The 23,447-nt window shown below is 75.2% G+C and carries 18 protein-coding genes; 10 read left to right on the top strand and 8 right to left on the bottom strand.

Annotation, left to right across the window (positions count from 1 at the left end; genetic code table 11):
• Positions 1–19 precede the first annotated feature (19 nt).
• Positions 20–1,555: an AMP-binding protein gene (locus ACIPLC_RS24740; RefSeq protein WP_400475192.1), complete on the top strand. Its 1,536-nt coding sequence runs from the start codon at positions 20–22 to the stop codon at positions 1,553–1,555.
• Positions 1,556–1,582: 27 nt separating this feature from the next.
• On the opposite strand, the gene ACIPLC_RS24735 is transcribed toward ACIPLC_RS24740, so the two are convergent.
• Positions 1,583–2,365 (bottom strand): LuxR C-terminal-related transcriptional regulator, encoded by a 783-nt coding sequence (locus ACIPLC_RS24735; protein ID WP_400475191.1) that lies wholly within the window; start codon positions 2,363–2,365, stop codon positions 1,583–1,585.
• A 158-nt stretch (positions 2,366–2,523) separates the two neighbouring features.
• Here ACIPLC_RS24735 and ACIPLC_RS24730 point away from each other — a divergent pair, with 158 nt between their 5' ends.
• A complete protein-coding gene (locus ACIPLC_RS24730; protein WP_400475190.1) occupies positions 2,524–3,351 on the top strand; it encodes a TIGR03084 family metal-binding protein in 828 nt (275 codons plus the stop codon).
• Positions 3,352–3,535: 184 nt separating this feature from the next.
• On the opposite strand, the gene ACIPLC_RS24725 is transcribed toward ACIPLC_RS24730, so the two are convergent.
• From ACIPLC_RS24725 to ACIPLC_RS24715, 3 genes are read right to left on the bottom strand one after another with little or no spacing between them, the layout of a single operon-like run.
• Positions 3,536–6,796 (bottom strand): error-prone DNA polymerase, encoded by a 3,261-nt coding sequence (locus ACIPLC_RS24725; protein WP_400475189.1) that lies wholly within the window; start codon positions 6,794–6,796, stop codon positions 3,536–3,538.
• Positions 6,797–6,853: 57 nt separating this feature from the next.
• Complete coding sequence (locus ACIPLC_RS24720; RefSeq protein ID WP_400475188.1) at positions 6,854–8,560, bottom strand: DNA polymerase Y family protein; 1,707 nt, start codon at positions 8,558–8,560, stop codon at positions 6,854–6,856.
• A gap of 3 nt (positions 8,561–8,563) precedes the next feature.
• Positions 8,564–9,283, bottom strand: a complete 720-nt coding sequence (locus ACIPLC_RS24715; RefSeq protein ID WP_400475187.1) for a hypothetical protein — start codon at positions 9,281–9,283, stop codon at positions 8,564–8,566.
• 234 nt (positions 9,284–9,517) lie between these two features.
• On the opposite strand from ACIPLC_RS24715, the gene ACIPLC_RS24710 reads away from it, so the two are divergent.
• From ACIPLC_RS24710 to ACIPLC_RS24700, 3 genes are all read left to right on the top strand, one after another.
• On the top strand, positions 9,518–10,108 hold the full coding sequence (locus ACIPLC_RS24710; RefSeq protein ID WP_400475186.1) for a DinB family protein: 591 nt from the start codon (positions 9,518–9,520) through the stop codon (positions 10,106–10,108).
• A 145-nt stretch (positions 10,109–10,253) separates the two neighbouring features.
• Positions 10,254–11,417 carry an SUKH-4 family immunity protein gene (locus ACIPLC_RS24705; protein WP_400475185.1) on the top strand — a complete coding sequence of 388 codons (1,164 nt, stop codon included), beginning with the start codon at positions 10,254–10,256 and terminating at the stop codon, positions 11,415–11,417.
• A 41-nt stretch (positions 11,418–11,458) separates the two neighbouring features.
• The gene (locus ACIPLC_RS24700; protein ID WP_400475184.1) at positions 11,459–11,830 is read left to right on the top strand and encodes a hypothetical protein; all 372 of its coding nucleotides are present in this window, start codon (positions 11,459–11,461) and stop codon (positions 11,828–11,830) included.
• 3 nt (positions 11,831–11,833) lie between these two features.
• Here ACIPLC_RS24700 and ACIPLC_RS24695 read toward each other — a convergent pair whose 3' ends face one another.
• A complete protein-coding gene (locus tag ACIPLC_RS24695) occupies positions 11,834–13,126 on the bottom strand; it encodes an MFS transporter (protein ID WP_400475183.1) in 1,293 nt (430 codons plus the stop codon).
• Positions 13,127–13,133: 7 nt separating this feature from the next.
• Entirely contained in the window at positions 13,134–14,150 is a 1,017-nt protein-coding gene (locus tag ACIPLC_RS24690; RefSeq protein ID WP_400475245.1) for a DMT family transporter, read from the bottom strand.
• Between the two features lie 204 nt (positions 14,151–14,354).
• Between ACIPLC_RS24690 and ACIPLC_RS24685 the strand changes: the two genes are divergently transcribed.
• The 3 genes from ACIPLC_RS24685 to ACIPLC_RS24675 all read left to right on the top strand — a co-directional run bounded on the left by ACIPLC_RS24685 (position 14,355) and on the right by ACIPLC_RS24675 (position 17,536).
• Complete coding sequence (locus ACIPLC_RS24685; protein WP_400475244.1) at positions 14,355–15,227, top strand: LysR family transcriptional regulator; 873 nt, start codon at positions 14,355–14,357, stop codon at positions 15,225–15,227.
• Positions 15,228–15,620: 393 nt separating this feature from the next.
• Positions 15,621–16,712: a DUF2332 domain-containing protein gene (locus tag ACIPLC_RS24680; protein WP_400475182.1), complete on the top strand. Its 1,092-nt coding sequence runs from the start codon at positions 15,621–15,623 to the stop codon at positions 16,710–16,712.
• 56 nt (positions 16,713–16,768) lie between these two features.
• A complete protein-coding gene (locus ACIPLC_RS24675; RefSeq protein ID WP_400475181.1) occupies positions 16,769–17,536 on the top strand; it encodes a MerR family transcriptional regulator in 768 nt (255 codons plus the stop codon).
• Positions 17,537–17,640: 104 nt separating this feature from the next.
• On the opposite strand, the gene ACIPLC_RS24670 is transcribed toward ACIPLC_RS24675, so the two are convergent.
• Entirely contained in the window at positions 17,641–20,070 is a 2,430-nt protein-coding gene (locus ACIPLC_RS24670) for an FtsX-like permease family protein (RefSeq protein WP_400475180.1), read from the bottom strand.
• 100 nt (positions 20,071–20,170) lie between these two features.
• Positions 20,171–20,884, bottom strand: coding sequence for an ABC transporter ATP-binding protein (locus tag ACIPLC_RS24665; protein ID WP_400475179.1), 714 nt, complete (start codon positions 20,882–20,884; stop codon positions 20,171–20,173).
• 235 nt (positions 20,885–21,119) lie between these two features.
• On the opposite strand from ACIPLC_RS24665, the gene ACIPLC_RS24660 reads away from it, so the two are divergent.
• Both ACIPLC_RS24660 and ACIPLC_RS24655 read left to right on the top strand, forming a co-directional pair.
• Complete coding sequence (locus ACIPLC_RS24660; RefSeq protein WP_400475178.1) at positions 21,120–22,577, top strand: histidine kinase; 1,458 nt, start codon at positions 21,120–21,122, stop codon at positions 22,575–22,577.
• Positions 22,529–23,176, top strand: coding sequence for a response regulator (locus ACIPLC_RS24655; RefSeq protein WP_400475177.1), 648 nt, complete (start codon positions 22,529–22,531; stop codon positions 23,174–23,176). The genes ACIPLC_RS24660 and ACIPLC_RS24655 overlap by 49 nt, the downstream gene beginning before the upstream one ends.
• Positions 23,177–23,447: the final 271 nt, after the last annotated feature.

The raw sequence follows: 23,447 nt of genomic DNA, 5'->3' as shown, positions 1-23,447 counted from the left end.
GGGAGAGGACAGTGGGCGCATGCAGATTCCACTCTCCGTGACGGACTTCCTCGACCGGGCCGAGCTGGTCTACGGCGACCGGGTCGGCATCGTCGACGAGCCGGTGCAACCGGCCGAATCCTGGGGCGAGCTGAGCTACCGCCGGGTCGCCGAACTGGCCCGGGCGCAGGCCGCCGGGCTGGACCGGCTGGGCGTCGGGCCGGGCGAACGGGTCGCCGTCGTGTCGCACAACTCGGCCCGGCTGCTGACCTCCCTGTTCGGGGTGAGCGGGTACGGGCGGGTGCTGGTCCCGGTGAACTTCCGGCTGAAGGCCGAGGAGGTGGCGTACATCGTCGAGCAGAGCGGCGCGTCCGTCCTGCTGGTCGACCCCGAACTCGCCGACCCGCTGAGCGGGGTGGTGGCCAAGCACAAGTTCGTACTCGGCGCGGACAGCGACGCGCTGCTCCACGACTTCGACAACTCCCCCCGGCGGTACGAGATCGCCGAGAACGACACCGCCACGATCAACTACACCAGCGGAACCACCGCCCGCCCCAAGGGCGTTCAGCTCACCCACCGCAACCTCTGGCTGAACGCGGTGCTGATGGGCCTGCACTACGGCGCCGGCGACCGGGACGTCTACCTGCACACCCTGCCGATGTTCCACGCCAACGGCTGGGGCCTGCCGTTCGCCCTCACCGGGCTCGGCGCCCGGCACATCGTGCTGCGCAAGGTGGACGGCGCGGAGATCCTGCGCCGGGTCGAGCGGCACGGGGTGACCTTCCTCAGCGGCGCGCCCGCCGTGGTCCAGATGGTGCTGGACGCGGCGGCCGAATGGGACGGCCCGGTGCCGGGCCGCGACCGGGTGCGGATCGTGGTGGCCGGCGCGCCGCCGCCGACCTCGGTGGTGCAGCAGGTCGAGTCCGAGCTGGGCTGGGAGTTCATGCAGCTCTACGGCCTGACCGAGACCTCCCCGGTGGTCACGGTCAACCGCTCGCGCGCCGAGTGGGACGCCCTGCCCGCCGCCGAACGGGCCGAGAAGCTGGTGCAGGCGGGCGCCCCGGCGCTCGGCACCCGGCTGCGGGTCGACGCCTCCGGCGAGGTCCTGGTGCGCTCCAACACCGTGCTGGACGGCTACTGGCAGCAGCCCGAGGCCACCGCCGAAGCCCTGCGGGACGGCTGGTTCCACACCGGCGACGGCGGCGTTCTCGACGACGGCCAACTGACCATCTCGGACCGGAAGAAGGACGTCATCATCAGCGGCGGGGAGAACGTCTCCTCGATCGAGGTGGAGGACTGCCTGTACGGCCACCCGGCGGTCGCCGAGGCCGCGGTGATCGGAGTGCCGCACGAGAGGTGGGGCGAGACCGTCAAGGCGCTGGTGGTCCTCCGGGAGGGCCGGGAGGCCGTCACCGAGGCCGAGCTGATCGCGCACTGCAAGCAGCGGCTGGCCGGCTACAAGGCGCCCACCTCGGTGGAGTTCCGGGCGGCCCTGCCGCGGACCGCCACCGGGAAGCTGCAGAAGTTCCGGCTGCGCGAGCCGTACTGGGCGGGGCGGGAGCGGCAGGTCGGCTGAGGCCCGCCACCGGCCGACCGGGCGCGCTCACCGGTCGACCAGGCCGGACTCGCGTGCCGCCAGGGCGAGTTCGGTGCGGTTGCGAACACCGAGCTTGTGCATCGCGGACTTCAGGTAGCCCGTCACGGTGTTGCAGGTCAGGCCCAGCCGGGCGGCGATCTCCGGATTGGTCCGGCCGGTCGCCGCCCAGCGCAGCACCTCGTGCTCGCGCGGGGTCAACGGCCGTACGGGGGCGGCCCGTCGGGGCGGCGCGGCCTGCCAGGCGGCCGCCCCGGCCAGGGCCCGGGTCGCGGTCGCGGCCAGTTCGCCGACGGCGGCGATCCGCACGTCCCCGAACGGGACGACGGCGCGCATCGACGCGTACACCACGCCGTACACGGTGTCGCCGTGCAGCAGCGGCACGGTGAGCATCGCGTACAGGTCCTCGGCGCCGACGGCGGCGTCGTGGTCGTGCGAGATGGTGGTGGCGGCACGGTAGTCGGGCACCCAGCTGGGCGCCCGCTCGGCCAGCGCCCGCCCGCCCAGGCCGGTACCGGTCGGGACGGCCCGGTCGTGCAGCAGGTCGGCCCGGGTGCCGGCCCAGTGGCGCAGCACCATGCCCGCGTCGCGCCCCCGGTGCCCGGACGGCGGCTCCGGCACGCCGACCAGTCCGACGTCGGCCCCGCACTCGGCCACCACCCGCCGCGCGAGGTCACCGAGCACGGCGTCCCGCACCAACTCGGCGGCGCGGGCGGCGAGCCCGGGGTCGTCCGGGTGCGCGGGGGTGGTGAGGGTGTCCGCGGCCCCAGGACCCGTCTTCGCCCTTGTCATCGCGAGATTGTCACACGCGGCACGCCCGCTGGCGAGAGTGCCGGCGTGCGCGTTCCCGCGTCTTCGGCACAGTGGCGGGCACGACGGCCGGGCCGGGCGTAGGGTGCGGCCGTGGATGACCGGCGGGTAGTGCGCCGGAACCGGAAGGAGGGAAACCGATGACGGACCCGAACACCCCGACGACGCCCGCGACGGACGTCCTGGCCGCACTGCTGGACGACCTGCGGGCCGAAAGCGCGGCGCTGGACGCCCTGGTGGCCGGGCTGGACCCGGCCGGCTGGGCCCGCCCGACGCCCGCCGAGGGCTGGACGATCGCGCACCAGATCGCCCACCTGGCCTGGACCGACGACTGGACGGCGCTGGCCGCGCGCGACGCGGACGGCTTCGCCGCCAAGCTCGACGAGTGCTTCGGCGCGCCGCCGGCCGGCGGCGTCGACCCGGTGGAGGAGGGCGCGGCGAGCGGTGCGGCCGCCGCGCCGGCGGACCTGCTCGCCCGCTGGCGCGCCGGCCGGGAGGAGGTGTCGGCCGCACTGGCCGCCGTCCCGGCCGGCACCCGGCTGCCGTGGTTCGGCCCGCCGATGAAGCCCGCCTCGATGGCGACCGCCCGGCTGATGGAGACCTGGGCGCACGGCCAGGACGTCGCCGACACGCTCGGCGCCGACCGCGAGCCCACCGCCCGGCTGCGGCACATCGCCCACCTGGGGCTGCGCACCCTCGGCTTCGCGTTCACCCTGCACGGGCTGCCCGCCCCGGAGCACCCCGTCCGGCTCGAACTGACCGCGCCCGACGGCGGCTTGTGGACCTTCGGCCCGGACGGCGCCGCGGACCGGGTGACCGGCCCGGCCCTGGACTTCTGCCTCCTGGTGACCCAGCGCCGCCACCGCGACGACCTCGCCCTCACCGCCACCGGCCCCACCGCGACCGCCTGGCTCCCCATCGCCCAGGTCTTCGCCGGAGCCCCGGGCAAGGGGCGGACTCCCGCCTGAGCCTGACTGACCGTCATGTCCGTGGTGCGGGCGGCGGGCCGGGAGGACGTCGCCCTGCCGGCACCGGGCGGCCCGGCCTGCGTCCCACCCCGCTCCCCACCCCGTGCCCCGACCCGTGTCCCGACCCGTGTCCCGACCCGTGTCCCGCCCCGCATCTCGCCCCGCGTCCCGCGTCCCGCCCCGCTCAGAGCCCGATCCGCAGCGGGGTGAGCCGGGTGGCGATCAGGTTGGTGGCGCCGCGGTCGCGCTCGATGCGGCCGTGGACCAGCAGGCCGGCCCGGTCGAGGGCGGTGCGGCGCTGGGACTCCCAGACCGGACGGTTGCAGATCACGTTGATCAGGCCGGTCTCGTCCTCCAGGCTGAGGAAGAGCACCCCGCCGGCCGTCGGCGGCCGCTGCCGGTGGGTGACCAGGCCGCCGACCACCACCTCCGATCCCGCTGCCACGCCCGGCAGTTCGGCGGCGGACAGGGCGCCGCCGCGCTCCAGGTGGGCGCGCAGGTGCTGGAGCGGGTGGCTGGTGGCGGAGGTTCCGGTGGCCCACAGGTCGGCGATGGTCTCCTCGACCGGGCTCATACCCGGCAGCGGCGGCGCCTCCGTCCCGGGCGTGGTCCCTGGGATCAGCGCGGCCGAGATCCCGGCGAACGCCCCGGCCATCCACAGCGCCTGACGCCTCGTCAGCCCAAAGAAGTCGAAGGCGCCCGCCGTCGCCAGCGCCTCCAATGCCGGCGCGGGCAGGCCCGTGCGACGGGCGAAGTCTTCCAGGTCGGCGTACGGCTGCCCGGCCGCGATCGCCGCGGCCTGCGGGGCGCCGATGCCGCGCACCGTCTCCAGTCCCAGCCGGATCGCCGGCTGCGGGCGGCCCGCGGTCAACGGCGGTTCCGGCGTCAACCCCCGGTGCGGCTCCAGGGTGGGGCGCGGCGCGCTGGCGTTCACGTCCACCCCGCGCACCCGCACGCCGTGCCGCCGGGCGTCCGCGACCAGGCTCAGCGGCGAGTAGAAACCCATCGGCTGGTTGGCCAGCAGGGCGCAGGTGAAGGCCGCCGGGAAGTGGTACTTGAGCCAGGCGCTGGCGTACACCAGGTAGGCGAAACTGATCGCGTGGCTCTCCGGGAAGCCGTAGTTGGAGAACGCCTCGATCTTGCCGTAGACGTCCTCGGCGACCTCCTCGGGGATGCCGCGCTCGGCCATCCCGCCCAACAGCCGCTCACGCAGCCGGGCGACCCGCTCGTGCGAACGCTTGGCGCCCATCGCCTGCCGCAGCCGGTCCGCCTCGGCAGGCGTGAATCCGGCGCAGTCGATGGCGAGTTGCATCATCTGCTCCTGGAACAGCGGCACCCCGAGGGTCTTGCCGAGGGCGTTCTCCATCAGCGGGTGCGGGCAGCCGGCCGGTTCGGCCCCCGCCCGTCGGCGCAGGTACGGGTGGACGGAGCCGCCCTGGATCGGGCCGGGCCGGATCAGCGCGACCTCGACCACCAGGTCGTAGAAGTGGTCCGGCTTGAGCCGGGGCAGCGTCGCCATCTGGGCCCGCGACTCGACCTGGAACACGCCGACGGTGTCCGCCCGGCGCAGCATCGCGTACACGCCCTTGTCGTCGTCCGGGATGGTGGCCAGGTCGTAGCGCAGACCGTGGTGTTCGGCGACCAGGTCGCAGGCGTCGTGCAGCGCGGCGAGCATGCCGAGGCCGAGCAGGTCGATCTTCACCAGCCCGGCGCCGGCGACGGACTCCTTGTCCCACTGGAGGACGGAACGCCCGGGCATCCGGGCCCACTCGGTCGGGCAGATCTCGCCGATCGGCTCCCTGGTGAGCACCATGCCGCCCGAGTGGATGCCCAGGTGGCGCGGCAGGCCGTGGAGTTGGGCGGCGAGCGAGAGCACGTCGGCGGGGATCACGGCGTCCGCGCCGGGCGCGGAGCGGAAGTCGGTCTGCCGACTGAACGCGTCCACCTGGCCCTGCGGGTAGCCGAGCACCCGGGCGGCGTCGCGGATCGCCAGCCGGGGCCGGTAGGTGATCACGTTGGCGACCTGCGCGGCGTGCTCGCGGCCGTAGCGGCGGTAGACGTACTGGATGACCTCCTCGCGGCGGCGGTTCTCGATGTCCAGGTCGATGTCGGGCGGCCCGTCCCGGGCGGTGGACAGGAAGCGTTCGAACAGCAGCTTGTAGTGGACCGGGTCGACGGCGGTGATCCCCAGGGCGTAGCAGACCGCCGAGTTGGCGGCCGAGCCACGGCCCTGGCACCAGATGTCCTCGCTCCGGCAGAAGTCGACGATGTCGTGCACGATCAGGAAGTAGCCGGCCAGGTCGAGGTCCTCGATGACGTCCAGTTCCAGGGCGAGCTGGCGCCGGGCGGCCGCGTTGCCGGGCCCGAAGCGGGCCGGACCGCCGACGGCGACCAGGGCGCGCAGGTGGCTGATCTCGCTCTCGCCCTCCGGGACGGGAAAGCCCGGAAGCTCCGGGTCCAGCCTGGTGAAGTCGAAGGCGCAGGAACGGCCGAGTTTGGCGGTGGCCCGCCGCACCCCCGGGAAACGGGCCAGCCGGGCGGCCATCTCCCGGCCCGAGCGCAGGTGCGCGGTGCCCGCGGCCCGGGTCCAGCCGACCGCGTCCTGTAGGGTGCGGCGCCCGTGCAGCGCGGCCAGGCTCTGCGCCAGCCGGCCCTGGGCCGGGCCGGCGTGGTGGGCGTTGGTGGAGGCGACCACCGGGAGTCCCTGCTCGGCGGCGAGTGCGGCGAGGGCGTCATTGCGCCGGTCGTCGCCGGGAAGCCACTGGTCGATCAGCTCCACGTGGACGTTGTCGCGGCCGAACGCCTCCGTCAGGGTGCGGAGTTGCTGCCCTGCCGTGCCGTCCTTGAGGCCGGCCGGGACGCGACCGAGGCGGCAGCCGGTGAGTACCGCCCAGTGGCCGCCGTGCGCCCCGGCCAGCGCCGCGAGGTCGCACGCCGGGCGGCCCTTCGCGCCGCCGGCCAGCTGGGCGGCGGCGATCGCGGCGGACAGTCGGCGGTAGCCTGCCGGGTCGCGGGCCAGGACCAGCAAGTGCTCTTCCTCCGCGCTTTTGTGACGGAACGTCAGTTCGGCACCGAACGCGGTGGCCACGCCCGTCCCCCGGGCCGCCTCGGCCAGCCGGACCGCGCCGTACAGGCCGTCGTGGTCGGTGATCGCCAGTGTCTCCACGCCCAGCCGGGCCGCCTCGGCGACCAGGTCCTCCGGGTCGCTGGCGCCGTCCAGGAAACTGAAGGCGGAGTGGACGTGCAGTTCGGCCCAGGGCTCGTTGCCGCCGTCGTCTCCGGGGCCGTTGTCCTTGGGACCGTTGTCCTTGGGGACGGGCGCCTTGGGGACGGGCGCCTTGGGGACGGGGCGGCGCAGGGGGACGACCGTACGGTCCGGCGCGGCGCCGGTCAGGCGGCGGTGCAGCTCGCTCCAGGGGAGGGTGGGGTGGCTGGTGAAGTCCATCGGGGGTCGCCTTCGTTCTCGCGGTTCGTCACCTCTCCCCCCTCGGGCCGGTGGCTGTCAGTCGTAACCGGCCTCCAGGTACCACGCACCCCCCTCCACGGTGAGCAGCAGCGCCCGGCCGCCACCCACCACGACCTGGAACCGGGCCCGGCGGCGGGCGAGCGACTGGTCCCACCAGTACTCGACCGCCGGCCAGGGGCCGGTCCAGCCGTCCACCCGTTCCTGTCGCCCTTGCCGCCCCTGCCCCTCCCGGCCCTCGTGGAACACCACCAGGGCCGGCCGGGCCGACACCCCCGCCCGACCGTCCACCGTGACCGGCAGCCCGGCCTCGTCCAGCACCCGCACCGGCACCGGCTCCCGCAGCACCACCGCCGGCCACACGTCCGGCAGCCGCCCGGGCCAGGGCGCGCCGGCCTGCGCCGCCGCCTCGTGCAGCTCACCCCACGGCACCTTGACCGCCTGCTCACCAGGACCGCGCCCGCCGGCCGGCTCGATCCGGCGCAGCCCGGCGTGTCCGAGCACCGCCTGCACCCGGGCCACCGCACGCTCCACCCGGTCGTCCGCGGCCGCCTGTCCCCACAGCGCCAACTGGCGGCCCTGGTCCGGGGAGAGGCCGTCGGGTGCCAGGCGGAGCAGGGTGAACCCGGCGTCGGGCGCCTCCCCGGGCGAGGTGAACGTGCCCGCGCCCTGCCAGGCCTGGAGCTGCCAGCGGACCCGCTCGGCCAGCGCCGTCGCCGACAGCCCGCCCTCGTGCCGCCACAGCCGCGAGGCCGTCCGCCCGTCCGCGCAGGCCACCTCGACGGCCACCCGGCGGCAGGTCAGCCCGGCCCCGGCCAGCCGCTGGTGCAGCTGCTCGGCCAGCGTGCGGGCGACGAACACCAGCGGCTCCGCCAGCGGCTCGGGCGGGTCGAAGCGCTGCTCGACGGCGAGGTCCGGCTCCTGGTCGCGCGGCACCAGCGGGCGCGGCTGCAACCCCCGGGCCAGCCGGTGCGCCACCGCCCCGGCCGGGCCGAAGCGGTCCGCGACCGCCTCGGACGGCAGTGCGGCGAACGCCCCGACGGTCGGCAGGCCGAGCCGCCCCAGCACCTCCGCCAGCGCCTCGTCGCCGAGCACGCCCACCGGGTACGGCGCGAGGAACTCCGCCGTCCGCCCGGCCGGCACCAGCACCCCGGCGCGGGCGGCGAGCAAGGCGGCGAACAGGCCGTCGGCGACGCCGACCTGGGCGGGCGGGGGCGGGGGGTGCTCCGTCGCGGCGGGGGTGGTGGGGGCGGTGGGGGCGGTGGGGGCGGTGGGGGGAACGGTGGGCGCGGCAGAAGCGGTGGGCGCGGCGGGCACGGCGACCGCACCGGGGACGGCGTCCGGTACCGGCTCCCGCGCCAGCGCGTCCGCCACCGCCGTCCGGACCTTGGCCGCCAGCGCCTCCTCGCCGCCGAAGTAGCGGCCCGGCCCCTTCACCGGGATCGCGCACAGGCCCGGGCGGACCACCTCCACCCGGGGTGTGAACGCCTCCACCGCCGCGACCACCGGCTCGAAGCGGCGGGTCTCCGCCTCGGGGTCGCGGTCGCGCAGCTCCAGCGCCGGGCAGAGCCGCTGGGCCAGCTTGAGCCGCTGCCCCTGCCGCACCCCGGCCGCCCGGGCGCCCGCCGAGCAGGCGAGGATCCGCCCGCCCTCGGTCACCGCCACCGGGTCGTCGCCGGTGACGGCCGCCACCGGCCAGTCCGGGCACCAGACCACCAGCACCCGCGGCGTCCTGTCGTCCGCCATCGCTCACACCACCGCTACCCGTTCGAGCGGCTGCTCGACGGCCACGGGCCGCACCGGCGCGGGGCCGTCCAGGGCGGGTCGCTCCAGGGTGGGCCGCTCCAAGACGGGCTTCTCCAGGACCGGCCGCACCGCGCCGTGCTCGTCCGGCAGCCAGAGCCGGGCGGTCCGCCCGCGCACCGCCGAACCACGGCCCTCGGCCACCACCTCCACCTGCCGCCCGGCGAGCTGCCCGTAACCGTCCCCCAGCCCGAACCAGCGTCCGGACCGCACCCCCAGCCGCAGGGCCGCCCCCGGCCACGGCCCGGCCACCAGCAGCACGCAGCCGCTGCGGCGCAGCACCGCCGCCAGCCGGGCGGCCAGCTTCGGCGGCACCGGGCCGTCCGGGCGCAGCATGACCAGTTCGACCGCGCCGGCCAGCACCGACACCACCTCGGCCCAGTGCGCCCCCGGGTCGTCCGCGACCAGCAGCCGCCGCAGGTCCAGCCCGTACCCCTCGGCCGCGGCCAGCCCCAGGTCCGGCAGCCCGACGGCCGCCGCCCAGCCGCCCTCGGTCTCCTTCACCCCGGCCGCCAGCGCCAGCAGCAGCCCGGTGTCCCCGCCCGCCACCGACACCGCCGTCCCCCGCCGCAGCCCGCCGTCCGGCAGCACCTCGCGCAGCGCCGGCACCACCGGCACCACGCCCCGCCCGGCCCGCCCCTCCCCCGGCACGGCGGCCGACGCCACCGGCCGGAGCGGCGGTCGCTCGGCGATGGAATCGAAAATAGGTTCGAAAACGGACACAGCCCCAGGATCGAACATTCGTTCGTAAAGATTCAAGTCCACATCCTCCTACCCTCCCGTCACACTCCGTAGCGCCCCCTCGTCGAGCACCGGCCGGTCCCGGCGAAGGTCGACCGGGGCCGGTCGACGGGGCCGGAAATCGGTGGACAGGCCCGACGTGATCAACAGACTGATGCCATGACGGCAACCGACCCCAAGGCCGACCTCCGGATCTACCTCCAGGACGCCCGCGACGTCCTGATGTGGAAGCTCGACGGCCTGTCCGAGTACGACCTCCGGCGCCCGCTGACCCCGACCGGGACCAACCTGCTGGGGCTGGTCAAGCACGTCACCGGGGCCGAGGCGATGTACTTCGGCGACACCTTCGGGCGGCCGTTCCCCGAACCGACGCCGCTGTGGTTCACCGGCGACACCGAGCCGAACGCCGACCTGTGGGCGCGGGCGGACGAGGGCACGGAGGAGATCACCGGGCGCTACCGCCGGGTCTGGGCGCACACGGACGCCACCATCGAGGCGCTGCCGCTGGACGCGATCGGCCGGATACCGTTCGGCCGGCGGGCCGAACAGACCCTGCACCGGGTCCTCGTCCACATGATCGCCGAGACCCACCGCCACGCCGGCCACGCCGACCTCGTCCGCGAACTCGTCGACGGCGCCACCGGCCAGCGCCCCGACGGGATCAACACCGCCCCCGGCGACGCAGCCTGGTGGCAGGCCCACCACGCCCGCGTGGAACAGGCCGCCCGGGAGGCCGGCGGACTCGCCTGACCCGCGCGGCTGGTCCGGCCGGGCCCTCCGGTGGCATTGCCGGTGCCGGTGTCGGTGTCGGCGCCGGTGTCGGTGTCGGTGTCGGTGTCGGGCGGGGCGGCTAGGGTCTGGGGGTCAAGGGTCGGGGCTGTGGAGGGTGGGGGACATGGGGGACGTGGGGTGTGCGCGGGTGGCGGCGGACGGGTTGCCGGGTGGGGTGGTGCATCCGGGGAGCCGGGAGTTCCTGATACGCGAGGGGCTGCCGCTCTCGGGGGCGTTCCTGGACTTCGGGGTGCTCGGTGGCGGGGGGTTGGCGGCGCTGCCGGAGGCGGAACGGCTGTTCGTCCTGGGTGAGACGGAGTACTGCGCGCCGTTCGCCGCGGCCGGCGGCCCGGTGCTGCTCGACGGGACGACCGGCGAGGTGTTCCTCGGTGGAGGGGCCCTGCGGCGGGACCTGCTGGCCTCCGGCCTGCCCGAGTTGGCCGGGCTGGTGCAGGAGGTGGAGGCGGTGGCCGCGGCGGCCCGGCAGGCGGACGCGCTGGACGGGCGGCGCGGCCCCGCCGTGGTCGCCGAGGTGATGGCCGAGGCCGAACGGCGGATGCGGCAGGTCGATCCGGAACTGTTCGGGCGGTCCGCGACGCCGCCCGCGCACTGGGGCACGGCACTGCTGGTACGGGCGCTGGGCTGGGGGGCGCTGCCCGGCGGTCCTGGCGGGCCGGCGTACGAGGTCGGCACGGAGCTGGTGGCGGAGCTCGCCACGCTGACGGGCGAGGAGGGCGGCGCGGGCCTGGTGCACCGCTACCGGGCGGAGGAACTGCCCGCCGGGCTGGTGCACGAACCGACCCGGCGGCTGCTGACCGAGATCGGGCTGCCGCTGGGCGGGGCGATGTTCGGAGTCTGCGAGGAACCGCTGGTCACGATGGCGCAGGCGTACCCGGAGTACTTCGACGGCGAGGAGGAGCGCCCGTACCAGCGGGAGTTCCTGGCGCTCGGCGACTGGCCGACGGATCTGACGATCGCCCTGGACGGCGTCACCGGCCGCCTGGAGCTGCCGGACTGGTACGACGACGGCCAGCCGGAGGCCTACCTCAACCGCGACCTGTCCGCCCTGCTGTACGCGCTGTGGACGTACGAGCGGCTGCGCGCCGAGTGGGAACGCTGGGACTACGGACGGGGCCGGGACACCTGGGCGGTGTTCGACCCGCAGTCGCTGCTGAGCACCGTGGTGGACCGGCTGGTGGAGGCCGTCGACCCGGAGGCGTTCGCCTCGCCCGGGTGCTCGTGGCGGCTGCTCGCCGAGGACGCGCACCTGGGCGGCCTGCTCGGGTGATCCCGGCGGTGCCCCGGACGGTGCGCCGGTACGCTGCCCCGGTGACGAACATCCGTACGGCGAGGCGACGGCGGGCGGTGCTGCTCACCTTCGGCGCCGCCCTGTCCCTCGCGGCGGCGGGCGCGCTGTACGGGCTGCTGTACGTGCGGTCACTGGACTTCGGCGGACGCTGCGAACGGGGTCTGGTGCCCGGCGGCGGACGGCTGCTGGAGACGGGTGCGTCCTGGCTTCCGCCGGACGCGTGGTGCCGGTTCGAGGACGGGAGCGTGTCCACCACCCCGTTCTGGGCGCTGCTGCTGTTCTACTCCCTGCTGACCCTGGTCGTCTGGTCGGTGACCGCGCTGCTGCGGATCCACCGCCCGCGTCCGCACCTGGGGCTGGACTGGCAGCCGGGGCACGGGCCGGGCTGGTAGGCCTCAGGCCTGTCGGGGCCGCGCGGGGATCTGGGTGGGGGCGTCGTTGCCGGTTTCGGTTTCGGCGTCAGGGAGTCGGCGGCGGGTGCGGATCGGGGAGAGGAAGACCGGCAGGAAGGCCACCGCGAGGACGGCCCCGCCGAACCAGAGGGTGGCCCGCAGGCCGACGAGTTCGCCGAGCAGCCCGGACAGCGCGGAGCCGATCGCGAGCGCGCCGGTGAGCAGGAAGCGGAAGGTGGCGTTCATCCGGCCGAGGAGCGCGTCCGGAGTCATCCGCTGACGCAGGCTCACCCCGAGGACGTTGTCCATCCCGGTCTTGAGCGAGACCAGCAGCCAGCCCGCCCCCGCCGCGAACAGCCAGGGCCCGTGGCCGATCAGCGGTACCAGCAGCCCGGCGGGCGCCACGCACAGGCCGGCCAGGCCGAGCGTGCGTCCGTAGCCGAGTCGGGCGGCGATCGGGCGGGCGCAGCGCGAGCCGAGCAGGATGCCGACCCCGCCGACCGCCCAGAACAAGCCCAACGCCCCGGCGGGAAGGTGCAGTTCCCGCACGAACAGCACCGGGAGCAGGGTGTTGACGAGCTGGAAGCCCAGGTTGGCGAGGGCAGCGGTGAGAGCGAGCGCGCGCAGTTCCCGGTTGCCGAGGACGTGCCGCAGCCCTTCGGCGATCTGCGCGCCGAGCCCTCCGCCCGCCCCGTCGGCGGCCGGCTCGGGGGCGGGGGTGCGACGCAGTCCGATCAGGCGCAGCGCCGAGCCGAGGTGGCTGAGCGCGGTCGCGACGATCGCGAACGGCGCGGTGAGCAGTTGGACCAGCAGGCCGCCTGCGCCACGCCCGGCGACGTTGCCGACCGCCATCAGGCCGACGACGGCGGCGTTCGCCTGCACCAGGTGCCCGCGGCCGACCAACCGGGGCAGCACGCTCTGCGAGCCCACGTCGAAGAAGACCGTCGCGCAACCGGTGAGCAGCGCGACCGTGTACAGCTGCCAGAGAGTGAGCCCGCCCAGCCACCAGGAGAGCGGGATGGAGGCGTACAGCGCGGCCTTCACCAGGTCGGCGACGATCAGCACGCGGCGGTGGCGCATCCGGTCCACCCAGGCGCCGGCGGGCAGGCCGATGAGCAGGAAGGCGAGGGTGCTCAGAGTGGCGAGGACGCCGACCTGCCCCGGGCCCGCGTCGAACGCCTCGACGGCGATCAGCGGGACGGCGACGTAGCCGACGTTGGTGCCGAGTTGGGCGAGGGCGGTCGCGGTGAAGAGGGCGCGGAAGTCGGCGGTTCGCCAGAGGGAGTGGGGGCGCATGGTCCGTTCAGTCGCGTGAAGCGGTGGGGGTGGGCGTGGGGGTGGGGGTGGGCGTGGGGGTGGGCGTGGGGGTGGGCGTGGGGGTGGGGGCGGAAGCGGGGGTGGGGCTTGCGGTGGGGGCGGTGGCCTGGGCCGTGGTGGGGGTTGTCGTGCCCGGGTCGGCCGGCTGGCCCCGGTGATGTTTCGTCAGGAAAACGCCGGCGAGTACGACGATCATTCCGGCGACGGTCCGAGTTGTCAGCTCCTCGCCGAGGACGAGCGCGCCGAGCGCGGTGGAGACCACCGGCAGCAGGTAGCCGACGGTGGCCGCACTGGTGGGGCCCTCCGTGGCGATGAGACGGTAGTTGAGGTGGAAGGTGAGCCCGGTGCAGGCGACGCCGAGGACCGCGACGGCGACGAGTCCGAGCGGATCGGCGCCCGCGATCGGGTCGAGCGAGCCGCCGACCGGGAGCGCGAGCGTGCTCAGCCCGGCCGCGGCGGTGAGCTGGGCGGCGGAGAGGGCCAGCGGGGCCGTTCCCGTGCCGGTGAGGGCGCGGGCCATGTAGGCGAAGGCGACCGCGTAGCTGGCCGCCGCGCCGAGCAGGGCGAGCGCGGGCAGGACCGGGAGGCCGCCGCCGTCCCGCCACGGGGAGAAGATCAGCAGCACACCCGCGAAGCCGAGCGCCAGACCGCCCAACCGCAGCGGACCGCGGGCGCGTTCGGTGCCGAGGGCGAGGCCGACCAGCAGGGACCAGAGCGGGGTGGTCGCGTGCAGCACCCCGGCCAGGCCGGAACCGACGCCGCGCTCGCCGTACGCGGTCAGGAGGAACGGCAGCGCGTTGCAGAGCAGCGCTGCCAGCGTGAGCCGGCGCCAGACGGCGGCGCCGCGCGGCAGGCACTGCCGGGCGGAACGGGCGAGCAGCAGCAGGACGGCGGCGCCGAGGACCGAGCGGAGCACGGTGATCTGCACGGGGGTGAGCCCGTGCTGGAGCGCGAGCCGGATCCAGAGGAAGCCCGAGCCCCAGAACAGGGCGAGAACGGCCATCCGCAGCACGGGCGGTGCTCCTTCTGTCGGGGTGTCGTGGTTGTCGTGGTTGTCGGGGTGACGGCGTCGGGGCGACGGCGTCGGGGGTGTTCGACGACGGTCCCGCGACGGGATCCGGTAGCACAAGCGAAATGTTCTTCACCACCTTTAAGCTGAGCTACATGACTGAGGTGCTCAATGGCTGAGGTGCTCGACGTCCGACGGATGCAGGTCCTGCGGGCCGTGGTCGACCACGGCTCGGTGAGCGCGGCGGCCGGCGCGCTCGGCTACACCCCGTCCGCCGTCAGCCAGCAGGTGGCGGCGCTGGAACGGGAGACCGGGACGGCACTGCTGGAACGCGTCGGGCGCGGCGTGCGGCCGACCGCCGCCGGACTGCTGCTCGCCGGGCACGCCGCGGTCATCGAGCGGCAGGTCGCGGAGGCCGGCGCCGCACTGGCCGACCTGCGGGCCGGGCGCAGCGGCAGCCTGACCGTCCGCTACTTCGCCACGGCCGGCGCCGCGCTGGTGGCCCCGGCGGTGGCAGCGTTCCGCCGGACGCACCCGGGCGTACGGCTCGACCTCGGCATGACCGACCCGGAGGACCCGCTCACCGAAGTGCTGGACGGCCGGGCCGACCTCGCGGTGGTGGTCCGGTCCGACGGCGCCGCGCACCCGGGCCTGCGGCTGGTCCACCTGCGCGACGACCCGTACCGGGCGGTGCTGCCCAGGGGCCACCGGCTCGCCGCGAAGCGCGTCCTGGACCTCGCCGAGCTCGCGGACGAGCCCTGGGTGGGGGCGGAGCCGCCCGGCCCGTGCCGGGAGGTCGTCCGCAGGGCCTGCGACGCGGCCGGGTTCGCCCCGTCCGTCGCGGTGGACAGCGCCGACTACGCGACGGCGCAGGGCTTCGTCGCGGCCGGACTGGGCGTCGCGCTGGTCCCGGCCCTGGGGCTGGCCCAGCGCCACCCGGGCGTCACCGTGCGCCGGCTCCGCGGCCCGGAGCCGGTCCGTGCGCTGCACGCCGCGGTACGCGAGGGTGCCTGGGGACAGCCGGTGCTCGGCGCGCTGGTGTCCGCGCTGCGGGCGGCGGCGCAGCCGTAGTACCGGCCCGACCGCCTCCGGGCGGTGGCGGTGTCCGAGCGGTCGGCGCAGGTCACTAGGGTGCCCCTCGTGCGTGTATTGCTGTTGACGCCCCCGGGGACAGGGCCCAAGGCCGGGGGGTTCCCACACTGCCGGGGGCCTCAGGAACGCGCCCGGCGGCGCGCCCGGCGGCGGGCTCGGCGGACGGATCACGCTGCGCACCGCCACCTCGCGGACCGTCGCCTCGCGGATCGTCACCTCACCCGGGCCACGGCTCAGCCTTCGGCCCGGGGGGGGGAGCGAGGAGTGGTGGTCGACGATCAGCCATCTGCCGCCGCGCTTCTCGGACTCGTAGGTGTAGCGGGCGTCGACCGCCTTGGTTGAAGAGAGTCGAAGAGAAAGGCAGTACGGAACATGAACAGTGCCACGGGGGACCCCATCGGCTCCTGCACCGGCGACCTCTACCGGGCGTTCGCGGAACGGGAGGCGCGCGGCAACTCGGCGAGCTACCAGGACCTCGCCGAACGCGTCGCCGGGGACGAGGAGTTGTGCGCGCTGCTGGACGGACTGCCGCCCGCGAAGCGGCAGCCGAACCTGCTGTTCGGCTCGGTCCGCCACCTCGGCGGGCCGGTGACGGCCGGCTACCCGCCGTTCCGTGCCTGGACATCGGCACACTGGGGCGAGGTCGCGGCGACGATGCTGCAACGGCGGACGCAGACCAACGAGGCGGGCCGGTGCGCGACCCTGCTGCCGCTGCTGGCGACGCTGCCGCAGCCGCTCGCGCTGATCGAGGTCGGGGCCTCGGCTGGGCTCTGCCTCTACCCGGACCGGTACCGGTACCGGTACCGGCCCTCGGGCGGCGCGGGCGGCGCGGGCGGCGCGGGCGAGGTTGACGGCCCGGCGGGTGAGTTCGGCGCCCAGGGGAGCCCGGTGACGCTGGAGTGCGCGGTGCGCGGGCCGGTGCCGCTGCCGGCGTCACTGCGGGAGCGGCTGCCCGAGGTGGTCTGGCGCGCCGGGATCGACCTCAACCCGCTGGACATCCAGGACGAGGAGGACATGCGCTGGTTGGAGTCGCTGGTCTGGCCCGAGCAGACCCACCGGCTGGAGCGGCTGCGCGGCGCCGTCCAGGTCGCCCGGGCCGATCCGCCGCACCTGGTACGCGGCGACCTCAACGCGACGGTACGGGAGTTGGTGGCACAGGTGCCCGCCGGCGCGACGCCGGTGGTGTTCCACAGCGCGGTGCTCGCCTACCTGCCCCTGGAGGCGCGCGAGGAGTTCGCGGTGACCATGCGCGGCCTGCCCGGGCACTGGATCTCCAACGAGGCCGTCTCGGTGCTGCCGACCGTCGAGCGGCGTCTCCCCCGCCCGGCACCCGCCGGATCCGGGCTGTTCGCGCTCGCCCTGGACGAACGGCCGGTGGCCTTCACCGGACCGCACGGGCAGTCCCTCGACTGGTTCCGGTCCCGGGACTTGAAGCTGCCGCAGCGGCAGCTTCTACCGTCGTGACCAGGGCCGGAGGAACCGGCCCTGGTCCAAGCGAACGTGAACGAGGGAGACGGCGCATGGCAACGGCCTGGCCGATCGCGGAAGTCGTCCGGATGTCGGGCGTGACCGCCCGAACCCTGCGGCACTACGACGAGATCGGGCTGCTGCCCCCGGCCTGGATCGGCTCCAACGGCCACCGCTACTACGAGGAGCGGCAGTTGCTCCAGCTGCAACAGATCCTCGTGCTGCGGGCGCTGGGAGTCGGGCTGACCGAGATCGCCCGGATCCTGGGCGACCAGGTGGACGAGCTGGAGGCCCTGCGGGACCACCGGCACCGGCTGCTCTCCGAGCGCGACCGGCTGGACACCCTGGCCGCCACCGTCTCCCGCACGGTCGCCGACCTGGAACGCTCCCGGAAGGACGGCACACCCATGACCAGCATCAACCGCCCGGAGAACCTGTTCGAGGGCATCCAGCCCGGCGATGTCGAGGAGAGCCTGCGGGACTTCCCCGAGCACGCCGAGGCGGCGCGGCACGCCACCGCCGCGATGAGCCAGGCCGACATCGAGGCCGGACAGCGCGAACGGACGGCGCGGATGGTCCGCCTGGCGGAGCTGCTGGCGGCCGGCCACCCGGCGGACGCCGAGCCCGTGCAGAGCCACATCGACGCCGAGTACCGGCCGCTCACCGCGCTCCGGACGGTCTCCGTCGAGGAGTTCCGCGCGATCGCGCGCTCCTGCACGGAGAACGCCCAGTGGAGCGCCGCGTACGAGGCCATCACCCCGGGCCTGGCCGCGTACCAGCGGGCTGCCATGGAGGCGTACGCGGCGGCGCGACTGGCCTGAGCCGTCAGCGCGCGGGGTGGCCGGACCGGGCCTTCCCGGCTGCCCCCGCCACCCCGGTCGGGAAGGCCGGGGCAGCCGGGGTGGCCGGGGTGGCCGCCCCGCCGTCACTCGGTGCGCAGCGCCGTGACCGTCCGGGTGCGGGCGGTCCAGACGGCGGGGAGGAGGGCGCCGAGCAGCGCCAGCACCAGGCCGCCGAGTATCAGCGGCCCCACCACCGAGGGGTCGAACACGGTGAGGTCCGCCTCCGGCACCCCGACCCCGGCGGCGCGCGCCATCGCCGGCATCACCTGGTGGTGCAGCAGGATCCCGATCGGGACCCCGATCAGCCCGGCCACCAGCCCGCTGCCGCAGACCGAGGTGAGCACCATGCCAACCGTCTGCCGGGGCGACATCCCCAGCGCCTTGAGCACCCCGAGGTCGTGCACCCGCTCCCGGGTGTCCAGCAGCACCGTGTTGAGCACGCCCAGACCGGCCACCACGGCCAGCAGCAGTGTGAGCGTCCCGGCGAGGGTGTTCATGGCCAGCATCACGATGCTGATCTGCTGCCCGCCCGCTTCGGCGCTCAGGCCCAGCGGCCGGACCACGTCGTCGAGCCCGTCCGCGTAGGCCTTCGCGTCCGTGCCCGGGGTGAGGTCGATCTGGAAGGCGACCGCGTCGGCTTGGACGGCGGCGCCGAACGGGGCCAGCGTGGCCCGGTCGACGAACACCTGGTCGTTGGTGGTCAGGGCCTCGCCGCTGATCCGCACCGGGGCGCTGCGCCCGTGGTCGGTGAGGGCGACGGTGTCGCCGACGCGCACCTGGTTGGCGTGCAGGAAGGCGGTGGCGACGACCACCTCGCCGGGGCCCTGGAACCACCGGCCGGAGATCAGCTGGTAGCCGCCCCAGGAGGCGTCCCCAGTGAAGGCGATCACCGCGGTGCGCCCGGTGTTCCCGGCCACGGCGACCGACGTCGGGGCGGTGCTGTACCAGGCCCGGGTGCCGGGGCGGTCGGTGATCGCCTTGGCCGCTGCGGCCTCGTCCACGTGGTCGGCGGCCTTCGCCGAGCTCTCGATCGGGGTCTGGACCACGACCTCGCTGGAGCGCCCGGCCTGTAGGCCGTCCTGGAAGGAGCCGAGCGAGAGCGTCAGGCCGACGCAGAGGGTGACCCCGGCCGTGCCGAGCACCACCGCGGCGGCCGTGGTCGCCGAGCGGGCCGGCCGGGTGAGCGGGGTCGCCAGCCCGAGGCTCAGGGCGCGCGGCAGCGGTAGGCGGCCGATGAACTGCTGGACCCTGGCGACCAGGCCCGACACCCCGACCAGGCCCGACGCGCCGGCCTGACCGGAGGCCCCGGCCCGGCCCGGCCCGCCACGGGCGGCCGCCCGCCGGGCGCCCGGCGCCGTCCGGCCGACCGCGAGCGCCTCCACCGTGCGCAGCCGACCGGCCCGCAGCGCGGGCACCAGCGCGGTGCCCGCCACGGCCGCCAGCGCCACCGCCGAGACGGCGACGTCCACCCAGAGCGGGATGCCGAGCAGACCGCCGCGCAGGGCCTTGTGCGCCATCCCGAGGACGGGCACGGACAGCAGGTTTCCGCCGAGCACCCCGAGCGCCGTGCCGACCCCGGCGGGGATCAGTGCCTGACCGACGTAGGCGCGGGCCACCTGGGACGGGGTGAAGCCGAGCGATTTGAGGATGCCGATTCGCCGGGTGGCGGCGCTGACGGCGCCGCTGACCACGACGCCGATGATCAACACCGACATGGCCAGGCCGAGCACCCCGAAGGCCGTCACGAACGGGACGAAGGTCGCGGCCGTCCGGTTGGCCTCCGCCTGGGCCGGCCGGTACGAGGTGGTCCTGGCGAGGGCGCCGCCCGGCACCGCGGCGGCGAGCGCGGCGCGGTCGGCCTCCACCTCGGCGTCGGTGCCGGCGTGGGCGAAACGGTAGAGGTACTGGGCGGCGGGCGCCGTACCGGGCGCGGTGAGCCCGGCGACCTGCTCGGGGGCGATCCAGCCGTCCGCGCTCCAGGAGGGGGAGGCGGCCAGGCCGACGACCTTGAGGGTCGGGTGCCCGGGGAGGTCGGGGAACTGCATGCTGTCGCCGACGCCCAGCGGCGAGTGGCCGTCCAGGAACACCACCTCGCCGGGGCCGGCGAGCCAGCGGCCCATGGTGATCCGCAGGCCGTCCAGCGGGCCGTCCTTCCCCCGGCCGACCAGTGTCACCGGCGGGAGCAGGCTGCCGGCCGGCGGGATCCGGAGGTCGTCACCGGCGCGCGGCTGGACGGTGAGCGCCGGGTAGGGGCCGGCCGAGGCCGTCACGCCAGGGGCGTGCGCGGTCGCGGCGAGCTGGGCGGGGCTCGCCTTGGCCGGGTCGTACAGCACGTTGAGGTGCGCGCCGCGCTGGTCGGCGAAGGTGTGCTGGTACGGGCCCTGGGAGGCGACCAGCAGGCCCGTGGCGAGGATGCACGCCGTCACGGCCGCCATCGTGGTGAGCACCATGACCAGGGTCTGCACCCGCTTGCGGCCGACCCCGGCGCGAACCACCTTGCCCAGTACGCTCATGTGCCCGCCCCGCTTCGCTCGACAGGGGCATTCGCCCACCGGCGCTCCCCCGTGATTCGCTCTCCCCCGGCCTCCGGCCCGGGGCGCCCCCACCGCTCGCTCATCGCACACCGCCGGGGGTCGGCACGGCCGCGGTGTCCCGGACCAGCCGGCCGTCGAGCAGTTCGATGGTCCGGTCGGCACAGGCCTCGGCGAGCGCGGTGTCGTGGGTGACCAGCAGGATCGTCTGGCCCTCCGCGTTGAGCCCCCGGAGCAGGTCGCGGACGTCGGCGGCCGAGGCGGTGTCCAGCGCCCCGGTCGGCTCGTCGGCGAGCAGCAGCGGCGGACGGTTCATCAACGCCCGGGCCACCGCGACGCGTTGGCGCTCGCCGCCGGAGAGCCGGCCGGGGAAGGCCTTGGCGTGCCGGGCCACCCCGAGCCGCTCCAGCAGCTCGCCGGCCCGGGTGCGGGCCTGCTCCCGCCGCATCCCGGCGAGCTGGGCCGGGAGCAGCACGTTGTCCTCGACGTTCAGGTCGTCCAGCAGGTTGAAGAACTGGAACACCATGCCGATCCGCTTCCGCCGGTACTCGGCCAGGGCGGCCTCGCCGAGCTCGTGGACGGCCACGCCGTCCACCTCGACGGCGCCCTCGCTCGGGCGGTCGAGGCCGGCGATCAGGTTCAGCAGGGTGGACTTGCCGCTGCCCGAACGGCCGAGCACGGCCAGCGCCTCGCCGGCCCGGACCTCCAGGTCGAGCCCGGCCAGCGCGGGGCGGGCGGCGTCGGATCGGTCGTACGTCTTGCTGACGCCGCGGATCCGGATGATCGGCGCGTTCACGGGCCCTCCACGATTCGAAGTCCGGCACCGGAAGCCCGGGCCGGCTGACGGGACATGACGCTACGAATCCGGGGCGGGGTGCGGACAGCCGTCTGGACGGCCTCTCCGGGGTGTATCCAGATACACCCCGGATTGGGGGCGCAGACCTAGAGCGCTGCACGTCACGGCGCGGCAGACTAACCGCCGAATGATCAACCCGGGGCCGTTCGGCCACCGATCGGAGAGGAGGCGCGGGATGGAGACGACCGTAGTGTCCAGCGCCGTCGCGCAGTTGGGGGGCGCCGTCGTGGCCGGCGTGCGGGCGCTCTACATGGTCACGTTGGCCGTCACGGGGCTGCTGGCCTTGCTGGCCGGGCCGGTCCTGTTGGCCGCCGCCCTGCTCGGCCCGGACGACGCCGAGCCGTTCTCGCACCGCCCGGGCGGGCCGCTGATCCTGCTGGTGCCGCTGGCGCCGGTCGCCCTCTGGGCGCTCTGCTGGGCCACCGGGGGCGGCGGCCGGGCGGCCGGGGCCGCCCTGTTCGCGCCGGGCGCGCTCGCCCTGATGGCCACCGACATCTACGGCGGCGCCCCGCCCGGCGGCCGGTCCGGCTCGCTCTGCCTGGGGCCGGCGATGCTGGTGATCGGCCTGCTCGGCACGCGCTGGATCGCGACGGAGAACCGGCGGATCGTCGGCCGGTGGAGCGGCCGGCCGATCCCGGTGCCGTACCACCGCGCCGCCGCCGACGCCCGGCCGTGGGGCCGGCTGCGCGCGGGCGGCTGGCTGACCGACCCTGCGACCTGGCGGGACATCCTCTGGGTACTCGCCTCCGGCTGCGCCATCCCGTTCACCGCCGTGATCGTCCTCCTGACCCCGATCGCCCTCCAAGTGCTCGGCCGGAACGGGCCGTTCCTCCCGCTGGGCCTCGTCTACCTGATGGGGCTGTGCATCTCCCCGCTGGCCGCCCTGTGGGCCGCGCCGCCCGTCCTGCGGGTGCACGAGCGGGCCGCCCGCGCCCTCCTCGGACCGTCCCGGCGGGCCGAACTCACCCGCCAGGTCAGCCATCTGGCCCGGACCAGGGCGGACACCATCGACGCCGGGGCGGCCGAGCTGCGCCGGATCGAGCGGGACCTGCACGACGGGGCGCAGGCCCGGCTGGTCGCCCTGGGCATGCTGCTGACCGTGGCCGAGCAGCTGAAGGACGATCCGGAGGCCCTGCAGCCCCTGCTGGTCGAGGCCCGGATGTCCTCGGTGAAGGCCCTGGGCGAGCTGCGCGACCTGGTCCGGGGCATCCATCCGCCGGTGCTCGCCGACCGCGGCCTGGCCGACGCGGTCGAGGCGACCGCACTGGACCTCCCGCTACCGGTCACCTTCACCGGTGGGCTGCCCGGCCGGGCGCCCGCCCCGGTGGAGTCCGCCGTCTACTTCGCGGTGAGCGAGCTGCTGGCCAACGTGGTGAAACACGCGGGCGCCTCGCACGTGTGGATCGAGATAGGGCACAGTGACGGACTGCTGCGGATATCGGTCACCGATGACGGGCGCGGTGGCGCCAACCCGTCCCAAGGGACCGGCCTCAGCGGAACCGAACGCCGACTGGCCGCCTTCGACGGGGTGCTCGCGATCAGCAGCCCGCCCGGCGGTCCAACCATTGTGAACCTGGAGATCCCGTGCGCGTTGTCATCGCCGAAGACCTCTTCCTCCTCCGGGACGGCCTGACCCGGCTGCTGGAGGCCAGCGGCATGAAGGTCACCGCGGCGGTCGAGAGCGGCGACGAACTGCTCGCCGCGGTGGCCGCCGACCGACCGGACATCGCCGTGGTCGACGTGCGGCTGCCGCCCGGCTTCACCGACGAGGGGCTGCGGGCGGCACTGGCGGCCCGGCAGGCGCACCCCGGGCTGCCCGTCCTGGTGCTGTCGCAGTTCGTGGAACAGCTGTACGCGCGCGAGCTGCTGGCCGGCAGCACGGGCGGGATCGGCTACCTGTTGAAGGACCGGGTGCTGGGCGGCCCCCAGTTCATCGACGCGGTGCAGCGGGTCGCCCAGGGCGGCACCGTGATGGACCCGGAGGTGATCACCCGGCTGCTCACCCACAACGCCTCGGCCGGCCCGGTCTCCACCCTCTCCCCGCGCGAGCGGCAGGTGCTGGCGCTGATGGCCGAGGGCCGCTCCAACGCGGCGATCGCCCAGCAGTTGGTGATCACGGAGCGGGCCGTCGCCAAGCACACCGCGTCGATCTTCGTCCGGCTCGACCTCCAGCCCTCCGACGACGACAACCGCCGCGTCCTGGCCGTGCTGGCCTACCTCAACAACGGCTGAGAGGAGCGACACACGAAGACTTCCCATCCCTTGAAGGCGCACCGCCAAGTGAGAGGCCGCCCTCCACCACAGGGGGCTCGCCCGCCCTGGTCAAGGTCATCTACGCTGGTGACGTGCTCATCCTTGTTCGCCGTCGCCACGTGGACCTGCTCCGCGTGACAAGCATGTCCTGTCGACGCTCCAGCTGAACCTCGCGCCACCACCCTCATGGGCAGCCTCCACCCGGCCGCCTCCACCTCCCGGCACCCGGAGCACCCGCCGCACCAGGCGG

The organism is Kitasatospora sp. NPDC086801, from assembly GCF_044745805.1.
Classification (GTDB): Bacteria; Actinomycetota; Actinomycetes; order Streptomycetales; family Streptomycetaceae; genus Kitasatospora.
This window is presented reverse-complemented; position numbering and strand designations above follow the sequence as displayed.

Excerpts from the sequence above, each read along its gene's own strand:
- ACIPLC_RS24740 (WP_400475192.1), top strand. The coding sequence starts at position 20 with ATGCAGATTCCACTCTCCGTGACGGACTTCCTCGACCGGGCCGAGCTG.
- ACIPLC_RS24670 (WP_400475180.1), bottom strand. The coding sequence starts at position 20,070 with ATGAGCGTACTGGGCAAGGTGGTTCGCGCCGGGGTCGGCCGCAAGCGG.
- ACIPLC_RS24725 (WP_400475189.1), bottom strand. The coding sequence starts at position 6,796 with ATGGACTTCACCAGCCACCCCACCCTCCCCTGGAGCGAGCTGCACCGC.
- ACIPLC_RS24680 (WP_400475182.1), top strand. The coding sequence starts at position 15,621 with ATGAACAGTGCCACGGGGGACCCCATCGGCTCCTGCACCGGCGACCTC.
- ACIPLC_RS24720 (WP_400475188.1), bottom strand. The coding sequence starts at position 8,560 with ATGGCGGACGACAGGACGCCGCGGGTGCTGGTGGTCTGGTGCCCGGAC.
- ACIPLC_RS24660 (WP_400475178.1), top strand. The coding sequence starts at position 21,120 with ATGGAGACGACCGTAGTGTCCAGCGCCGTCGCGCAGTTGGGGGGCGCC.
- ACIPLC_RS24695 (WP_400475183.1), bottom strand. The coding sequence starts at position 13,126 with ATGCGCCCCCACTCCCTCTGGCGAACCGCCGACTTCCGCGCCCTCTTC.
- ACIPLC_RS24685 (WP_400475244.1), top strand. The coding sequence starts at position 14,355 with ATGCAGGTCCTGCGGGCCGTGGTCGACCACGGCTCGGTGAGCGCGGCG.
- ACIPLC_RS24735 (WP_400475191.1), bottom strand. The coding sequence starts at position 2,365 with ATGACAAGGGCGAAGACGGGTCCTGGGGCCGCGGACACCCTCACCACC.
- ACIPLC_RS24675 (WP_400475181.1), top strand. The coding sequence starts at position 16,769 with ATGGCAACGGCCTGGCCGATCGCGGAAGTCGTCCGGATGTCGGGCGTG.
- ACIPLC_RS24690 (WP_400475245.1), bottom strand. The coding sequence starts at position 14,150 with ATGGCCGTTCTCGCCCTGTTCTGGGGCTCGGGCTTCCTCTGGATCCGG.
- ACIPLC_RS24705 (WP_400475185.1), top strand. The coding sequence starts at position 10,254 with ATGGGGGACGTGGGGTGTGCGCGGGTGGCGGCGGACGGGTTGCCGGGT.
- ACIPLC_RS24730 (WP_400475190.1), top strand. The coding sequence starts at position 2,524 with ATGACGGACCCGAACACCCCGACGACGCCCGCGACGGACGTCCTGGCC.
- ACIPLC_RS24710 (WP_400475186.1), top strand. The coding sequence starts at position 9,518 with ATGACGGCAACCGACCCCAAGGCCGACCTCCGGATCTACCTCCAGGAC.